This window comes from uncultured Aliivibrio sp. (assembly GCF_946479765.1).
Classification (GTDB): Bacteria; Pseudomonadota; Gammaproteobacteria; order Enterobacterales; family Vibrionaceae; genus Aliivibrio.
In genome coordinates, this window is sequence record NZ_CAMLHO010000009.1 from 1 (window position 1) to 15316 (window position 15316).

Consider the following 15316-nt stretch of genomic DNA (forward strand, 5'->3'; position numbering starts at 1 on the left):
GAATGTCATGTTAACTACCTTGCAAAATTGTAAAGCTTTTGTGGTGTTTAGTTTTAAAGTTCACCGCTTTTCGCTATAGTACGCGCGTGAAACAAGAGACTAATAAAAATAAAGTCGGTAAATCAGAACTCATTATACGTTTTGTTACGGGTTTTGTGGATTAAATAGGGAAATTAAATGACAACGCAAAAATCTACTATTATTTATACAATCACTGATGAAGCGCCAGCACTGGCAACGCATTCACTTCTTCCAATTATTCAAGCATTTGCTGCATCATCTAACATTGATGTTGATACTCGTGACATCTCACTTGCGGGTCGTGTTATTGCAAGCTTTCCAGAATATTTAACAGAAGAACAACGCATTAGTGATGCATTAGCTGAGCTTGGTGACTTAGCAAAAACACCAGAAGCAAACATCATTAAACTCCCAAATATTAGCGCATCAATTCCTCAGCTTCATGCGGTAATTAAAGAGCTTCAAGCGAAAGGCTATGCTCTGCCTAATTATCCTGAAGAAGCAAAAACGGACGAAGAAAAAGCCGTTAAAGCGGTTTACGATAAAATTAAAGGTTCTGCGGTAAACCCTGTTCTTCGTGAAGGTAACTCTGACCGTCGTGCGCCTGGTGCAGTTAAGCAATACGCGCGTAATAACCCACATTCAATGGGTGCGTGGGCGAAGGATTCTAAATCACACGTTGCAAGTATGAGTGATGGTGACTTTTACTCAAGCGAAAAATCAGTAACGATTGATGGCGCAACAAACGTTAATATTGAATTTGTTGCTGATAATGGCGACGTAACAGTACTGAAAGAAGGGCTGGCACTGAAAGACAAAGAAATCATTGACGGTTCTTGTTTAAGTAAAAAAGCGTTAGTTGAATTCTTCGAAGCTGAAATCAAAAAAGCCAAGGAAGAAGATATACTACTTTCATTACACATGAAAGCGACGATGATGAAAGTCTCGGATCCTGTTATTTTTGGTCACGCGGTTAAAGTTTTCTATAAAGAAGTATTTGATAAATACGCAGCAACCTTTGCAAAACTTGGTGTTGATGCAAATAACGGTGTTGGTGATGTTTATACTAAAATAGTGTCGCTTCCTGATGCTGAAAAAGCGGCGATTGAAGCGGATATTGCAGCGGTTTATGCATATCAACCAGAACTTGCGATGGTTGATTCTGATCGTGGTATTACTAATCTTCATGTACCAAGTGATGTAATCATTGATGCTTCTATGCCTGCTGCATTACGTACTTCTGGTCGTATGTGGGGACCAGATGGTCAACTAAAAGATACGAAAGCAATGATCCCAGATCGTTGTTATGCCGGTGTGTACCAATCGGTGATTGAATTCTGTAAAGTGAATGGCGCATTTGATCCAACAACGATGGGTTCAGTTCCAAACGTAGGGTTAATGGCTCAAAAAGCAGAAGAGTATGGCTCTCATGATAAGACATTTATTCTTCCTGCTGCGGGCACAGTACGAGTGATTGACGGAGCGGGTGCTTCATTGATTGAGCATTCTGTTAGTGAAGGCGATATCTGGCGTATGTGTCAGGCAAAAGACGCACCAATCCAAGACTGGGTTAAATTAGCGGTAAATCGTGCTCGTGCAACAGGTACTCCAGCTATTTTCTGGCTTGATAGTAATCGTCAACATGATGCTGAACTGATTAAGAAAGTAAATACTTACCTTGCGGATCATGATACAGCAGGTCTTGATATTCAAATTTTGTCTCCAGTTGCGGCGACTGAATTTACGTTAGCGCGTATTATTAAAGGCGAAGATACGATCTCGGTAACGGGTAATGTATTACGTGATTATCTAACGGATTTATTCCCAATTCTAGAGCTTGGTACATCAGCAAAAATGCTGTCAATTGTACCGCTTATGAATGGTGGTGGCCTGTTTGAAACTGGCGCGGGTGGTTCTGCACCAAAACACGTTCAGCAGTTTGAAAAAGAAAACCATTTACGTTGGGATTCTTTAGGTGAGTTCTTAGCATTAGCGGCATCGTTTGAACACTTAAGTGTAACGACGGGCAATGCAAAAGCACAAATCCTTGCTGATACACTTGATGCAGCAACGTCTAAGTTCCTTGAAACGAACAAATCACCATCACGTCGTGTAGGTGAGTTAGATAACCGTGGTAGCCACTTTTATTTAGCGATGTATTGGGCACAAGAGCTTGCAGCACAAACGAAAGATGCAGAGCTTCAAGCTTACTTTGGTTCATTTGCTGAAACATTAACATCTAATGAAGCAAAAATTGTGGATGAGTTAAATGCGGCACAAGGTGCTGCTGGTAATGTAGGTGGTTATTTCCAACCGATTGCTGAACTTGCTGCAAAAGAGATGCGTCCAAGTGCAACATTAAATGCGGCGCTAGCATCAATCTAACATCGAACAACTTCTTTATATAAAAAGCGGTTTAAATATATAAAGAGTGGTTAAAATTAAAAGCCTTGAGGTAGTGATACTTCAAGGCTTTTTTGTGCTTGAATAATCAAGAATAAGTATCAAATATTCGTATTGTAGTAATTACGTTTTGGACAAGAAGAAATGATTTCTGCTCGGTTAAATGAAATAACTTCTTCAAGCACAACATCAAACCCCCATAAACGGTGTAAATGTTTCATCACTTCAGCATGGCTCTTATCTAATGGGATCCTATTGTGGGGAATATGTCTGAGCGTTAAAGAACGGTCCCCCCTCACATCGACATTCCATACCTGAATATTTGGTTCTAAATTACTTAAATTATATTGAGCTGCCAGCTTTTCTCTTATTTCTCGATAGCCTGTTTCATCGTGAATCGCATTGACCTCAATGTGTTTGTTTTTATCATTGTCTAGAATTGAAAATAATTTAAATTCACGGATAAGTTTTGGCGATAAATACTGACTAATGAAGCTTTCATCTTTGAAGTTATGCATTGCAAAATGAGCAGCATCAAGCCAATCCGTTCCGGCTAAATCAGGAAACCATTCTCTGTCTTCATCTGTTGGTTCTTCACAGATCCGACGGATATCTTGGAACATAGCAAAGCCTAATGCATAGGGATTAATGCCACTGTAATAAGGGCTATTGTAAGCAGGTTGCGCCACGACATTTGTATGGCTGTGCAAGAACTCTAAAATGAATTTTTCAGAGACGAGGCCGTCGTCATATAAATGGTTCAAAATAGTGTAGTGCCAAAAGGTAGCCCAGCCTTCATTCATCACTTGGGTTTGTTTTTGAGGATAAAAATACTGGCTGATTTTTCTTATGATCCTCACCACTTCTCGTTGCCATGACTCTAATAATGGTGCGTGTTTCTCTATGAAATAAAGAATGTTTTCTTGTGGCTCAGAGGGAAAACGAATTTTATCTTCGCTGCTTTCTTCTTTTGATTTTGGTACGGTTCGCCATAGATCATTTACTTGAGATTGAAGGTAAGATTCTCTGTCTTCTTGACGGATTTTCTCTTCTGCAATAGATATTTTTTCAGGACGTTTATAGCGATCAACGCCGTAATTCATTAATGCATGGCAAGAATCGAGGATCTTTTCCACCTCATCTACGCCATATTTTTCTTCACACTGAGTTAGGTATTGTTGAGCAAACAGTAAATAATCAACAATAGAGCTGGCGTCTGTCCATGTTTGAAAAAGATAATTACCTTTAAAAAAAGAATTATGCCCATAACAGGCATGAGCCATCACTAAGGCCTGCATTGTGATGGTGTTTTCCTCCATTAAATAGGCAATACACGGCGATGAATTAATGACAATCTCATACGCTAATCCCATTTGACCATGTTTATAATTTTGCTCTGTTTGAATGAATTTTTTACCAAAAGACCAATGGTGATAGTTTATTGGCATACCTACGCTAGAGTAGGCATCCATCATTTGTTCGGCTGTGATTATTTCAATCTGATTAGGATAAGTATCAAGGCGATAAAATTCGGCGATCTTTTTTATCTCAACATGGTATTGATCTAGCATTTGAAAGGTCCAATCTGGCCCGTCAGGTAGCATTGTTTTCCTTTTCATAGTGCCTCCTAAGCCAATTGTTTTTGAAATAACTCTCTGAAAATAGGGTAGATATCTTCAACCGAACGAATGTTTTTCATCGCAAAATTATCAAATCCGTGGATGAGTTTTTCATATTCTGTCCACAAGGTTTGATGGTGGCGTTTGGTTATTTCAATGTAAGAGTAATACTGACAATAAGGAAGAATCGATGCGGTAAGCAACTCTTTACATTTTGGTGAATCATCTGCCCAATTATCCCCATCAGACGCTTGTGCTGCATAGATATTCCATTCATTTACAGGGAATCGCTCAGCAATCACTTCTTTCATTAATCTTAATGCGCTGGAGACCATTGTGCCTCCCGTTTCTTGGGAGTAGAAGAAATCGTGTTCATTGACTTCTTTCGCTTGAGTATGGTGGCGAATAAAGACTACTTCGACATTTTCATAGGTACGAGTAAGGAAAAGATAAAGCAGAACATAAAAACGTTTTGCGATGTCTTTCGTTGCTTGATCCATTGACCCAGAAACGTCCATTAAACAAAACATGACCGCCTGACTTGATGGGATAGGCGTGCGTTCGTAGTTTTTATAACGTAAATCAAAAGAATCAATATAGGGTACGTGTTTAATCTTTTCTCGTAATGTGTCGATTTCTTCTTTCATTTTTCGTACTGAGAGAGGTTGAGCAGGTTCGCTGTTTTTAATTTCTTCTAACTCTATTTCTAATTCAGCAAGCAGGCGTTTTTTACCTGCTGTCATAGCGGTTCTACGAGCAAGGGATTGTTGTAGTGAACGTACAATATCAATGTTAGAAGGAATGCCAGCAGTTTGGAACCCTGCGCGATGGGTTTCCCATTCAGTGATCTTTTGAACCTGATTTTTTTCTAAATTAGGCAGTTCAAGTTCTTCAAATAGAATATCTAAATATTCATCTTTTGAGATTTGAAAGCTAAATTCATCTTCGCCTTCACCGTCGGGACTCGCATCGCCATCTCCAGAACCCCCACCATTTCCTCCTTGTGGGCGTTCAATCTTATCTCCTCTTATGAATTGATCATTACCAGGAAGCACTCGTTCACGAATCCCTCCTTGGCCTTGATGAAAAACAGGCTCGGATATATCTCCCTTAGGAATAGAGATACTTTCACCGTCTTCTATGTTTGTCACTGAACGTTGATTAACGGCATCAGAGACGGCACGTTTAATCTGTTCTTGATGACGGCGGATAAAGCGCTGTCTGTTAACGGTACTTTTCTTTTTCCCGTTTAATCTTCTATCAATAAATTGAGCCATTAGTTACCCCTTATTTTGCTAGGGGCAGCTCATTAAGTGATGAGCTGCAACATAATCTCGAAAATAAAAGAGTTTTATTATGAAGATTTACGTACACGTAAGTACCATTCTGCCAGTAGGCGAACTTGTTTTCTGGTGTAGCCTTTTTCCATCATTCGAGCGACAAAATCGTCGTGTTTTTTCTGATCATCTGTCGATGTTTTGCCATTAAAGGAAATAACAGGCAGCAGATCTTCGGTATTAGAGAACATTTTTTTCTCAATAACGACACGCAGTTTTTCGTAACTTGTCCATGTTGGATTTTGGCCATTGTTGTTGGCTTTAGCACGTAGAACAAAGTTGACGATTTCGTTTCGGAAATCTTTTGGATTACTTATCCCAGCCGTTTTCTCTATTTTTTCTAGCTCATCATTCAGAGCTGAACGATCAAATAACTGGCCGGTGTCTGGATCTCGATATTCTTGATCTTGGATCCAGAAATCAGCATAGACAACGTAACGGTCAAAGATGTTCTGACCGTATTCAGAGTAAGATTCGAGATAAGCGGTTTGAATTTCTTTGCCAATGAACTCAACGTATTTAGGCACTAAGAAGCCTTTAACAAATTCGGTGTATTTGTCTGCAATGTCTTGGGCAAATTGTTCACGCTCAATTTGTTGTTCAATGACGTAGAACAGGTGGACAGGGTTCGCTGCAACTTCAGTTTGATCAAAGTTAAATACACGAGAAAGGATTTTAAAGGCAAATCGAGTTGATAAGCCGGACATCCCTTCATCAACCCCTGCGAAGTCTTTATATTCTTGATAGCTTTTGGCTTTTGGATCGGTGTCTTTTAATGTTTCACCATCATAAACACGCATTTTAGAGAACAATGATGAATTTTCAGGATCTTTAAGACGAGAAAGTATAGAAAATTGAGCCAAAATATCTAAGGTACTTGGGGCGCAAGGAGCATGATAAAGCTCACTGTGCTCAAGCAGTTTTTGGTAAATTCGAACTTCTTCTGAAACACGTAAACAATAAGGGACTTTAACGATATAAACCCTATCTAAAAAGGCTTCGTTGTTTTTGTTGTTTCGGAAGGCTTGCCATTCAGATTCATTTGAGTGGGCTAAGATCATGCCATCAAAAGGCAGGGCTGATAATCCTTCTGTGCCGTTGAAGTTACCTTCTTGCGTTGCTGTTAGTAGAGGGTGGAGCACTTTGATTGGTGCTTTAAACATCTCTACAAACTCCATTAAGCCTTGGTTGGCTTTACATAAAGAGCCTGAATAGCTATAAGCATCGGGATCATCTTGGGCAAAATGTTCTAATTGACGGATATCGACTTTACCAACAAGAGATGAAATATCTTGGTTGTTTTCATCACCGGGTTCTGTTTTTGCTATTCCGATCTGATCAAGGATTGATGGATGAACTTTGATGACTTTGAATTGGGTGATGTCACCACCAAATTCATGCAACCTTTTTGCTGCCCAAGGAGACATTATTGAACGCAGGTTACGAGGCTCAATGCCATATTCTTTTTTTAGTAATTCCCCGTCTTCAGTGACATCAAATAAACAGAAAGGATGGTCGTTAACTGGGCTTCTTTCTCCATTAGCGCTTAACACGTAAATAGGTAGTTTTTGCATTAAGCTTTTTAGCTTTTCAGCTAATGATGATTTACCACCACCTACTGGCCCTAATAGGTAAAGCACTTGTTTACGTTCTTCAAGGCCTTGAGCTGCATGTTTTAGGTAAGAAACAATTTGCTCAATTGGCTCCTCCATGCCGTAGAAATCTTTAAAGGTTTCGTAGCGAGAGATAACACGATTAGAAAAAATACGACTGAGCTGAGGATCAAGTGCAGTATCTATGACTTCAGGTTCGCCAATAGCGATAAGAAGTCTTTCGGCTGCATTGGCATAAGCACTTTTGTCGTGACTACATAATGACAAGAAATCCTGCAGTGATATTTCTTCATATTTTGCTGCTTCATAACGGGCTTGATAGTGGTCAAAAATACTCATATCCATTTCCTCTTGTCGTCCATAGTTCCGAATCGTTCTTATCTAAGGTTAGTTACTAAACCCTTATTTTGTCCAAGAAAAAACTGAAAATAGAATAAAAATTAATCGAGAAATGTGGCAATGCGCAGATATAAAAAAGGCGAACCTTAAAAAGTGCGCCTATTGATATTTTTGTTATTTCATTTGATTATTTGCTGTGGTATTGCTCACAAGCCAGTAATGTATTTTCAATTAGACTTGCAACAGTCATTGGACCAACACCACCAGGAACAGGGGTGATGTAGCTTGCTTTTGTTTTTGCTACATCGTATTCAACATCACCGATAAGTTTACCGCTGTCTAAGCGATTAATACCGACATCGACCACTACAGCGCCTTCTTTTATCCATTCACCAGGAATAAAGTTTGGTTTACCTACGGCAACGACAACAAGATCAGCTTGACGAATATGATGCTCAAGATCTTTTGTGAATCGATGACAAGTCGTTGTGGTACAGCCTGCAAGTAGTAATTCTAACGTCATTGGGCGACCAACAATATTTGAAGCTCCAACAACGACAGCATGCATACCACGAACTTGAATATTGTAACGATCAAGAAGAGTGATAATTCCTTTTGGTGTACATGAACGTAGTTTAGGAATTCGTTGCGATAGTCGACCAACATTGTATGGGTGGAAGCCATCAACGTCTTTGTCTGGATCGATCTGCTCTAAGATTTTAGTGCTATCCATTCCCGCTGGAAGAGGTAGTTGAACTAAAATACCATCAATTTCAGCATCTTTATTTAATGTATCAATAATAGACAGCAATTCAGCTTCTGTTGTCGTTGTCGGTAAATCATAAGACTTTGAAATAAAACCGACTTCTTCACATGCGCGGCGCTTACTGCCTACATACACTTGAGAGGCTGGGTCTTGTCCAACAAGAACAACAGCGAGACCTGGAGCACGTAATCCAGCGTCTACTCGGGCTTTAACACGAGCGCCTACTTCTGAACGAACGGTTTGAGAAATAAGTTTTCCATCGATAATTTGAGCGGTCATAGTGTTCCTTTAGCAGTCTGATACTGATTGACCTGCGTATTGTCGCAGAAACAATAAGTAATAGCTATAAGGCAAACGTTTGCTTCTTGCTATTTAATACATATCAATATTGCATTGCTACCCAGTTTTCCTCTAAAGCATGTGTTTAATCTATTATTTAGATCAAACTATGTTCGATCTGCCCTTTTTTTCAGCATTCGGTAAGATAATGATAAAAAAGGATTGATCTGATTTCGTATATTCGTATAATCCTACCCCATAGAGCGCCCTTAGCTCAGCTGGATAGAGCACCTCCCTTCTAAGGAGGTGGCCGAAGGTTCGAATCCTTCAGGGCGTACCAAATTGGAAAAGCTGCATTAACCTATGGTTAGTGCGGCTTTTTTCATTTCTGTCATATCATTTATCAATATGCTAGCGTTACGACATTGCTTGTTAATGGAATGCACAAATGTCTTTTTGGAACGCTTTTTCGATTACTACTCGTTATTCTGAATTACCTCGTTGCCTCTTTACTCATGTAAACCCTAGTCCGTTAGATAATACGCGTTGGGTTATGTGGAATAGTGAGTTAGCAGAGCAATTTGGTCTGCCTTTGACCCCTGAAAATACACCTGAATTGTTGTCTGCATTTTCAGGCGATAGTATTCCTTCTGCTTTTTCTCCTCTAGCAATGAAATATGCAGGGCACCAGTTTGGTAGTTACAATCCAGATCTTGGAGATGGACGAGGACTTTTGCTGGGTGAACTTGCTGATGAATCAGGAGTCAGCTTCGATCTTCATCTAAAAGGAGCGGGTCGAACACCGTATTCACGGACTGGAGATGGTCGTGCAGTGCTGCGTTCAACTATCAGAGAATATTTGTGCAGTGAAGCGATGGCAGGGCTCAATATACCAACCACACGAGCTTTAGGGATGATGACGAGTGATACTGCCGTTTTTCGAGAAGGGTATGAAACGGGAGCGTTACTTATTAGAACCTCTGAAACTCATATTCGATTTGGGCATTTTGAACATTTGTTTTATTCCAACTTACTTACAGAACAAAAATTGTTAGCAGATAAGGTTATTGAATGGCACTTCCCAGATTGTACTCATTCTGATAAACCTTACGCGGCTATGTTTAGTGAGATTGTTGATCGTACCGCTTATATGATTGCACAGTGGCAAGCCGTAGGTTTTGCACATGGTGTTATGAATACCGATAACATGTCGATTATAGGACAAACGTTTGATTATGGTCCTTTTGGTTTCCTTGATGATTATGAGCCTGGTTATATTTGCAACCATTCTGATTATCAAGGGCGCTATGCTTTTAATCAACAACCTAGAATTGGCCTATGGAATTTGTCAGCTCTGGCACACTCGTTGTCTCCATTAATTGATAAATCAGATTTAGAGTTATCTTTGGATCAATATGAGACACAGCTTCATGGTTATTTCAGTCAATTAATGAGAGATAAATTGGGACTCCTTTCTAAACATGAAGGAGATAGTCGCTTATTTGAATCTATGTTTGAGTTGTTGTCACAAAATGCGGTGGATTACACTCGATTTATGCGAATACTTTCATGTTTAGATGCTGAAGATCAGCAAACTGTTGTGGATCTATTTGTTGATCGAGAAGCAGCAAGGTTATGGATGGATTTGTATTTAACGCGCTGTGAGTTAGAAGAAAAGGGTGTTGAATTTCGTTGTGAACGAATGAGAAGTGTTAACCCTAAATATATTCTTCGTAATTATTTAGCTCAACAAGCGATTGATAGAGCCCAAGAAGGCGATTTTAGTGAGTTAGAAATACTGTCGACATTATTGAAAAAACCGTTTGATGAGCATTTAGATTTTGAATCCTATGCTCAATTACCTCCTGAGTGGGGTAAGAAAATGGAGATTAGTTGCTCTTCATAAAAATAATAAAGCAGCCAAATTGACTGCTTTATTATTTATGATCCAGACGTTTATTTTTTTAGATTATGGAGCATGAATTCAGTAAGTTCATCTAAAGACATTGTACTATCAGAGTTTGTGTAACCCTGTGCTAATACTGACCATCGTTGGTATGGCTCATTTGGTAAAAAGATAGCGATGAAAATACTGGCTTTTTTTGAGTCGTCGTTATCAACCCCTATTGGTTGCATCCCTGTTAATAGCCCCGTTTTTTCTAAAATATCTTCATCTTGAATGTTTTCTTCTAATCCTAAACCGTAACCAACATAGAAATCGGCATCAGTAGCGTTCTCGATAAATTGAAACCCTCTGTTCTCTAATGACGATTTCAGAGATTGAGAGAACCGTGGCTCAGTATCTCTATTGTTCAATTCTTTATTTAAATAATTAGCACTGATAGTAGGGTGCCAAGAGAAGGTTTTTTTCCCTTGAAGCGTATTATTGATATCACCAGTCGTGACTAAGTTTACCGTGTTTTTTTCTTGATAAGTTTCAGATACGCAACCTGATAGAGTAAATAATAGAATAAGTGATGAAATATATTTCAAATTAGCTACCTAGATAAATGAGTGGAATTTTTTAGAGCGTTTCTTAATCAATAGGTTCAAAAAAGGTGAGTAACAAATACTCACCTTTTATATAGGTATTGATAAACATGGATATTATTTAGCTACTTCACCCTCAAAAGGTTTAATTTCACTGGCGTGAAAACCTTTAGGTCCTTCGTGGATTTCGTAAGTGACAGCTTGTCCTGCTTTTAATGTTCGATAGCCATCCATATCAATGGTTGAATAGTGAGCAAAAATATCGCCATCTTCTCCTTCTGGACAAATGAAGCCAAACCCTTTGGCATTATTGAACCATTTTACTGTACCTGTTGCCATGCTATACATCCCTCTGCATTTTTAGTTACCTAGCATAATATTTATCAATTAAGGAGTTGCTTAATTGATAACCACTACGAGTACACTCTATTAAATCTAAAGAGGGAGTCAAGAACAATTTGATTACCTTTGTAACATTTCTTTCTAATATCATATTTGAGATTAACATAATTATCAGTAATATCAATTTGATGAATAAAAGTGGTTATTAAGAAAAAAAGACTCTATTCTTTATTTTGTTATCGCTGCTTTTCTATTCACTTAAAAGGAAATTAAGTGATAAAGACATTAAAATGACATCTTTTGTTTGATGTAATTCTTTGTCTAGATTAGGCTCAATAGTAGGAAGATATCCTTGTGGTATCAGAAATGCTATTTAACTAATCAGTTGTCGACATGAGCAAATTATATGAATGGATTTCTCCTGATTCAGATGTTCTTGAATTGGAGAAAACAGGGTTAAAGCCACCACCGATGTACAAAGTGGTTTTAAATAATGATGATTACACTCCAATGGAGTTTGTTGTTGAAATATTAGATAAGTTTTTTTCCATGGATTTGGAAAAAGCAACACAACTAATGCTTACTGTGCATTATGAAGGGAAAGCAGTGTGTGGGGTTTTTACTGCTGAAGTTGCTGAAACTAAAGTCGCGCAAGTGAATACGTATTCGCGTGATAATGAGCACCCACTACTGTGTACAATGGAGCAAGCGTAAGTTTGTTCGTTACACCATCATTTGGTGTTTTGGGAGGTTCCTATGCTAAATAAAGAATTAGAAGCGAGTTTAAACGGTGCGTTTGCTCGTGCACGAGATAAGCGTCATGAATTCATGACGGTAGAACATTTGTTATTGGCGCTTTTAGATAACCCATCAGCTCATGAAGCTCTGTTAGCTTGCCATACTGATTTAAAGGCGTTGGCGACCGAAATTGAAGAGTTTATTACACAAACAACCCCTTTAATTCCTGCTGATGATGAAAGCCGAGAAACGCAGCCGACATTAAGCTTTCAACGTGTTCTCCAACGTGCAGTTTTTCATGTTCAATCATCTGGACGCAATGAAGTTACTGGCGCTAATGTCCTTGTTGCTATTTTTAGTGAGCAAGAATCACATGCAGCATACCTCCTTAAAAAGAATGACATCAGTCGATTAGATATTGTTAATTTCATTTCACATGGCGCTCCCGAGCATCGTGATGAGAACTCTGATCTGAATAATGTTGAAACCGCAGTAGAAGCAAATTCAGAAGATAAACTAGAAAGTTTTGCTATCAACTTAAATCAAGTGGCCAAAAATGGTGGAATTGATCCACTCATTGGCCGTGAGGAAGAGCTGGAACGTACAGTTCAAGTTCTGTGTCGTCGTCGTAAAAATAACCCATTATTAGTCGGTGAAGCAGGTGTCGGTAAAACGGCGATTGCAGAAGGTCTGGCGTGGCGCATCGTTGAAGGTCAAGTTCCTGATGTTATCAAAGATTGTATTATTTATTCTTTAGATATCGGTTCATTACTTGCTGGTACTAAGTATCGTGGTGATTTCGAGAAACGATTTAAAGCTATTTTAAAGCAGCTTGAGAATGAAGAGCATGCGATCTTATTTATTGATGAAATCCACACTATTATTGGTGCGGGTGCCGCTTCTGGTGGTCAAGTTGATGCCGCGAATTTAATTAAACCTCTATTAAGTAGCGGGAAATTACGTTGTATTGGTTCAACCACTTACCAAGAGCACAGTACTATTTTTGAAAAAGAGCGCGCTTTAGCTCGTCGTTTCCAAAAAATTGATGTATTAGAACCGTCAATTGACGATACAACTAAAATTTTAATTGGCCTAAAAAGTAAATACGAAGAGCATCATGAAGTCCGTTATACCAATAAAGCACTTCGTGCTGCGGTAGAGCTCTCTGCAAAATATATTAATGAACGTCATTTACCAGATAAAGCGATTGATGTTATTGATGAGGCGGGTGCTCGTTGTCGTTTGACTCCAATAAGCCGTCGAAAGAAAACCATTAATGTTGCTGATATTGAATCTATGGTTGCCAAAATGGCTCGTATCCCTGAAAAATCAGTCTCTTCTAGTGATAAAGATGTATTGAAAAAACTGGATGCGAAATTAAAAATGTTGGTATTTGGTCAAGATAAAGGCGTTGATGCGCTGTGTGAAGCGATCAAACTAAGTAGAGCTGGCTTAAGTGCGGATAATAAACCGGTTGGTTCTTTCTTATTTGCAGGCCCTACAGGGGTAGGTAAAACAGAAGTGACGGTGCAATTAGCAAAAGCACTTGGTATTGAGCTTCTTCGTTTTGATATGTCTGAATATGGTGAGCGTCATACTGTTAGTCGATTAATTGGTGCTCCTCCTGGTTACGTAGGCTATGAGCAAGGTGGTCTATTAACAGATGCAGTAATCAAGCATCCTCATTCAGTAGTTTTGCTTGATGAGCTTGAAAAAGCACACCCAGATATATTTAATTTGCTTCTTCAAGTTATGGATAACGGTACATTAACAGATAACAATGGCCGAAAAGCCGATTTCCGTAATGTGATTTTTGTAATGACGACGAATGCAGGTGTTCATGAAACGGTGAAAAAATCGATTGGCTTGATCCAGCAAGATCACAGTACCGATGCGATGGCTGCTATTAAGAAAGTCTTCACTCCAGAGTTTAGAAACCGTTTAGATAATATCATTTGGTTTGAACATTTGAGCAAAGATGTTATTTCACTTGTGGTTGAAAAATTCATTGTTGAGCTACAAGTACAGTTAGATGCTCGTGGGGTATCAATGGAAGTATCACAAGATGCTAAAGAGTGGCTTGCTGATAAAGGGTATGACAAATCAATGGGTGCGCGTCCAATGGCTCGTGTTATTCAAGAGAACCTGAAAAAACCAATGGCAAATGAATTGCTATTTGGTGAGTTAGTTGATGGTGGCACGGTACGCGTTAAGCTGAACAAGGGTGAATTAGCATTTGAATTTACCAGTGAAGCAGAAGCAGTTCATTAATTCTAATTACTTAACTTTAGATAATAAAAAACCCAGTCATTGACTGGGTTTTTTTATTGTTTATTTATAGCAAACTAAGTTGCTAAAAATGACAAATTAACGAGCACGGAAGACGATACGGCCTTTAGATAAATCGTAAGGCGTCATTTCAACTGTTACTTTGTCACCAGTAAGAATACGGATGTAGTTTTTACGCATTTTACCTGAGATATGAGCAGTAACAACGTGACCGTTTTCTAATTCTACACGAAACATAGTGTTTGGTAGTGTATCTAGAACCGTGCCTTGCAGCTCAATTGCGTCTTCTTTTGCCATTGAATCCTCTTTATATAGATAGCTTTGGCTGATTTTCAAGTAGCTAATATTGCTCTTAAAAATTATGTATGTAAAGTTTGGTGGGCATTTTACCCTTGCCAGACCATATTTACTAGCTTTTGGTTAGGTTTATATCGATCTTTATATTTCATCGCTGGGCAATCATCTATTTGATAACCAGGGTAAAGCCAGTTTTTATTAAGTTTAGTACACAGTTTAAGTTGAATTAAGATAGATACCGTCCCTAATGATAAAGAGTGAATAGGCTCAAAGAAGGTATACATTGCACTAATTGAATCATTAAGAACGTCAGTGACAGCAATTGCTATGAGTGTATCATTTTCATAAATATGAAGAAAATGACTTGCTAACCAATCGGCTTGAGAAAAATCGAAAAACTGCTCTTTATTTGCTGGATACATACTGCCTGTTTGATGGCGAGCGGTAATATATCGCTCATAAAGGTCAAACCATTCATCGTCCATTTTGCTTTTTAGCTTCCAAGTAAACGAGGATATTTTATTTAAAATACGTTTTTGACTTTTACTCGGTGTAAATTGATTGGCATCGATCCGTAGTGGTTGGCAGGCAGTACATGCATTACACATTGGTTTATAAATGGTTGTGCCGCTGCGTCTAAACCCTAAACGGATAAGTGATTGATAACCTGTTGGGGAATACAACTCTTGATCCATAGCAACAGCAAGGCGTTCTTTTTGACCGGGAAGGTAATTACAAGGACCTTCGGGTGTTAATCCAACTTGAAGAGAAAATTGACTCATA

At 38.7% G+C, this 15316-nt stretch carries 12 protein-coding genes and 1 tRNA gene; 5 read left to right on the plus strand and 8 right to left on the minus strand.

Going from position 1 to position 15316, the window contains the following annotated elements; all coding sequences use genetic code 11:
- Positions 1–177 precede the first annotated feature (177 nt).
- A complete protein-coding gene (locus Q1K78_RS05380; RefSeq protein WP_300175204.1) occupies positions 178–2406 on the plus strand; it encodes an NADP-dependent isocitrate dehydrogenase in 2229 nt (742 codons plus the stop codon).
- A gap of 119 nt (positions 2407–2525) precedes the next feature.
- On the opposite strand, the gene Q1K78_RS05385 is transcribed toward Q1K78_RS05380, so the two are convergent.
- The 4 genes from Q1K78_RS05385 to folD all read right to left on the minus strand — a co-directional run bounded on the left by Q1K78_RS05385 (position 2526) and on the right by folD (position 8377).
- Positions 2526–4043 carry a SpoVR family protein gene (locus tag Q1K78_RS05385; protein ID WP_300175206.1) on the minus strand — a complete coding sequence of 506 codons (1518 nt, stop codon included), beginning with the start codon at positions 4041–4043 and terminating at the stop codon, positions 2526–2528.
- An 8-nt stretch (positions 4044–4051) separates the two neighbouring features.
- Positions 4052–5320 carry a YeaH/YhbH family protein gene (locus tag Q1K78_RS05390; protein ID WP_300175208.1) on the minus strand — a complete coding sequence of 423 codons (1269 nt, stop codon included), beginning with the start codon at positions 5318–5320 and terminating at the stop codon, positions 4052–4054.
- 77 nt (positions 5321–5397) lie between these two features.
- The gene (locus Q1K78_RS05395; protein WP_300175210.1) at positions 5398–7332 is read right to left on the minus strand and encodes a PrkA family serine protein kinase; all 1935 of its coding nucleotides are present in this window, start codon (positions 7330–7332) and stop codon (positions 5398–5400) included.
- Between the two features lie 187 nt (positions 7333–7519).
- Positions 7520–8377 (minus strand): bifunctional methylenetetrahydrofolate dehydrogenase/methenyltetrahydrofolate cyclohydrolase FolD, encoded by an 858-nt coding sequence (folD, locus tag Q1K78_RS05400; protein ID WP_300175212.1) that lies wholly within the window; start codon positions 8375–8377, stop codon positions 7520–7522.
- Between the two features lie 263 nt (positions 8378–8640).
- Here folD and Q1K78_RS05405 point away from each other — a divergent pair.
- Positions 8641–8717, plus strand: a tRNA-Arg gene (locus Q1K78_RS05405).
- A 108-nt stretch (positions 8718–8825) separates the two neighbouring features.
- Positions 8826–10283 carry a protein adenylyltransferase SelO gene (locus Q1K78_RS05410; RefSeq protein WP_300175214.1) on the plus strand — a complete coding sequence of 486 codons (1458 nt, stop codon included), beginning with the start codon at positions 8826–8828 and terminating at the stop codon, positions 10281–10283.
- Positions 10284–10333: 50 nt separating this feature from the next.
- On the opposite strand, the gene Q1K78_RS05415 is transcribed toward Q1K78_RS05410, so the two are convergent.
- On the minus strand, positions 10334–10870 hold the full coding sequence (locus Q1K78_RS05415) for a DUF4136 domain-containing protein (protein WP_300175216.1): 537 nt from the start codon (positions 10868–10870) through the stop codon (positions 10334–10336).
- A gap of 114 nt (positions 10871–10984) precedes the next feature.
- Positions 10985–11206: a cold shock domain-containing protein CspD gene (cspD, locus tag Q1K78_RS05420; RefSeq protein ID WP_300175218.1), complete on the minus strand. Its 222-nt coding sequence runs from the start codon at positions 11204–11206 to the stop codon at positions 10985–10987.
- A gap of 396 nt (positions 11207–11602) precedes the next feature.
- Here cspD and clpS point away from each other — a divergent pair, with 396 nt between their 5' ends.
- Both clpS and clpA read left to right on the plus strand, forming a co-directional pair.
- Complete coding sequence (gene clpS, locus Q1K78_RS05425) at positions 11603–11923, plus strand: ATP-dependent Clp protease adapter ClpS (protein ID WP_300175220.1); 321 nt, start codon at positions 11603–11605, stop codon at positions 11921–11923.
- 42 nt (positions 11924–11965) lie between these two features.
- Positions 11966–14218: an ATP-dependent Clp protease ATP-binding subunit ClpA gene (gene clpA, locus Q1K78_RS05430; protein ID WP_300175222.1), complete on the plus strand. Its 2253-nt coding sequence runs from the start codon at positions 11966–11968 to the stop codon at positions 14216–14218.
- Positions 14219–14314: 96 nt separating this feature from the next.
- Here the strand turns inward: clpA and infA are convergent, their stop codons facing one another.
- Together infA and Q1K78_RS05440 are read right to left on the minus strand one after the other, a co-directional pair.
- Positions 14315–14533 carry a translation initiation factor IF-1 gene (gene infA / locus Q1K78_RS05435; RefSeq protein ID WP_005420180.1) on the minus strand — a complete coding sequence of 73 codons (219 nt, stop codon included), beginning with the start codon at positions 14531–14533 and terminating at the stop codon, positions 14315–14317.
- Between the two features lie 89 nt (positions 14534–14622).
- On the minus strand, positions 14623–15315 hold the full coding sequence (locus Q1K78_RS05440; protein WP_300175228.1) for an arginyltransferase: 693 nt from the start codon (positions 15313–15315) through the stop codon (positions 14623–14625).
- Position 15316 lies beyond the last annotated feature (1 nt).

Coding starts and splice junctions, on each gene's coding strand:
- Q1K78_RS05380 (WP_300175204.1), top strand. CDS start 178: ATGACAACGCAAAAATCTACTATTATTTATACAATCACTGATGAAGCG.
- Q1K78_RS05385 (WP_300175206.1), bottom strand. CDS start 4,043: ATGAAAAGGAAAACAATGCTACCTGACGGGCCAGATTGGACCTTTCAA.
- Q1K78_RS05390 (WP_300175208.1), bottom strand. CDS start 5,320: ATGGCTCAATTTATTGATAGAAGATTAAACGGGAAAAAGAAAAGTACC.
- Q1K78_RS05395 (WP_300175210.1), bottom strand. CDS start 7,332: ATGAGTATTTTTGACCACTATCAAGCCCGTTATGAAGCAGCAAAATAT.
- folD (WP_300175212.1), bottom strand. CDS start 8,377: ATGACCGCTCAAATTATCGATGGAAAACTTATTTCTCAAACCGTTCGT.
- Q1K78_RS05410 (WP_300175214.1), top strand. CDS start 8,826: ATGTCTTTTTGGAACGCTTTTTCGATTACTACTCGTTATTCTGAATTA.
- cspD (WP_300175218.1), bottom strand. CDS start 11,206: ATGGCAACAGGTACAGTAAAATGGTTCAATAATGCCAAAGGGTTTGGC.
- clpS (WP_300175220.1), top strand. CDS start 11,603: ATGAGCAAATTATATGAATGGATTTCTCCTGATTCAGATGTTCTTGAA.
- clpA (WP_300175222.1), top strand. CDS start 11,966: ATGCTAAATAAAGAATTAGAAGCGAGTTTAAACGGTGCGTTTGCTCGT.
- infA (WP_005420180.1), bottom strand. CDS start 14,533: ATGGCAAAAGAAGACGCAATTGAGCTGCAAGGCACGGTTCTAGATACA.
- Q1K78_RS05440 (WP_300175228.1), bottom strand. CDS start 15,315: ATGAGTCAATTTTCTCTTCAAGTTGGATTAACACCCGAAGGTCCTTGT.